The organism is Bacillus sp. 05T31, assembly GCF_056396725.1.
The window spans coordinates 1-2041 of sequence record NZ_JBFTMA010000845.1; the positions used below are offsets into that span (position 1 = coordinate 1).

At 37.6% G+C, this 2041-nt stretch carries 2 protein-coding genes and 1 pseudogene; 2 read left to right on the top strand and 1 reads right to left on the bottom strand.

Features of this window, described 5'->3' with window-relative positions; translation table 11 throughout:
- Positions 1-576 precede the first annotated feature (576 nt).
- Both AC1DJR_RS29045 and AC1DJR_RS29050 read left to right on the top strand, forming a co-directional pair.
- A pseudogene (locus tag AC1DJR_RS29045) lies at positions 577-681 on the top strand (dUTP diphosphatase); the annotation flags it as partial.
- A gap of 106 nt (positions 682-787) precedes the next feature.
- Positions 788-1873, top strand: coding sequence for a M42 family metallopeptidase (locus AC1DJR_RS29050; protein ID WP_477004153.1), 1086 nt, complete (start codon positions 788-790; stop codon positions 1871-1873).
- A gap of 41 nt (positions 1874-1914) precedes the next feature.
- Here AC1DJR_RS29050 and AC1DJR_RS29055 read toward each other — a convergent pair.
- A partial coding sequence (locus AC1DJR_RS29055) for a TetR-like C-terminal domain-containing protein (RefSeq protein ID WP_477004154.1) occupies positions 1915-2041 on the bottom strand: 127 nt, incomplete at its 5' end.

Here is a 2041-nt window from a genome sequence, read left to right on the forward strand (position 1 = left end):
ATATTAAGATGTGCTTGTAAGAATTTTTGTAACGATAACGAGGAGGCTTTTACTTGAAAGTAGGAAAGATTAACGGATGTGTCGTTATCGATATGACAAAATCAATATAAAAGCTATAGCGATATAAAAGAATATATATATAAAGTCAGGAGAATCCTCCTGACTTTTTTTATCCCTCTATTTGCGGGCAGTAAAACTCCCACCTCAAAATTCAGCTGGAGCAAAGAAGTTAGGTGGGAGTCGGGCTGCCCGTAAAAGCTTGATTGGTGAAGGCTAATAATAAGTGGGGATGAACAAAACCCCCCACTTATTAAAGTTTCACTTTATTTGAACTCATTCGTGAGAAGTGCATCTTTCCTAGCAGAAACGACACTGCTATAATGGAAAGATGATATGGAACTTTCATCAAGTGAACAATCTATGAGTGATGATTGAAACGTATTTGCAAATTAAGGACAAGCTATCTTTATAAAGATGTAGGTAGCTGACTTGTTAATAAGAAACGAAAAATAATAATGAACTTTGAGATGAAACAACATTGTTGCGGAAAATGCGATGTTGGAGGAGGACAATAGAATGGACTTACTACAACTATTTAAATTACAAAAAGAATTAGATGACCGTATTGTGAAAGAACATGACTTACAACCGAAAAAATTGTTAAAAGAAAAAATGTTAGCTTGAAGTAAATCATCAGCGTCAAACACAAGGATACTAATTTAATTTTTGAATATTTCAATTTCCTTTTGTATAATAAAGTGACTGAAGAAAAAGGAGGGTGTTGGCAATGATAAAATTAGACGAGACATTGACAATGCTAAAAGAATTAACAGACGCACGCGGTATTGCGGGTAACGAGCGCGAACCACGTGAAGTAATGAAGAAATATATTGAGCCGTTTGCAGATGAACTTTCTACTGACAATTYAGGAAGTTTAGTTGCGAAAAAAGTTGGGGAAGAAAACGGCCCGAAAATTATGGTTGCAGGTCATTTAGATGAAGTCGGCTTTATGATTACGCAAATTGATGACAAAGGCTTCCTTCGTTTCCAAACGGTGGGTGGCTGGTGGTCGCAAGTTATGCTTGCACAGCGCGTAACGATTGTAACGCGTAAAGGAGATGTAACAGGTGTAATTGGTTCAAAACCACCGCACATTTTACCTCCAGAAGCTCGTAAAAAGYCAGTTGAAATTAAAGACATGTTCATYGATATTGGTGCTTCTAGCCAAGAAGAAGCGATGGAGTGGGGCATACGACCAGGAGATCAAGTTGTACCATACTTCGAATTCCAAGTGATGAAGAATGAAAAGATGTTACTGGCAAAAGCATGGGATAACCGAATTGGTTGTGCAATTGCAATTGACGTATTAAAACAATTAAAAGATGAAAAGCATCCAAACGTTGTATACGGCGTTGGGACTGTACAAGAAGAAGTTGGTCTTCGTGGTGCGAAAACATCTGCAAACTATATTAAGCCAGATATCGCATTCGCAGTAGATGTAGGTATTGCTGGTGATACACCAGGTGTAACGGCAAAAGAAGCACAAAGTAAAATGGGTGATGGTCCGCAGATCATTCTATATGATGCTTCTGTTATTGGTCATACAGGTTTACGTGATTTCGTTGTTGATGTTGCGGATGAATTACAAATTCCATATCAGTATGATTCTGTAGCGGGCGGGGGAACGGACGCAGGAGCAATTCACATTTCTGTAAATGGTATCCCATCTATGGCAATTACGATTGCGACACGCTACATTCATTCTCATGCAGCGATGTTACATCGTGATGATTATGAAAACGCAGTGAAGTTAATTGTAGAAGTTATTAAACGTCTTGATAAAGAGGCTGTACATAACATTACATTTAATTAATAGAAAAAAGCGAAGGATAAYYTCCTTYGCTTTTTCCATTTTTAAAACGGTCKTTCTAATCCTGCTGCAGTATGRGCTCCTAAAATAATTAAGCGAGTTAATTGCATTGCCATRAAATGYGGGGTATAAATCATGCCTCTTTTTAACCATGACATAATCATTCCGATA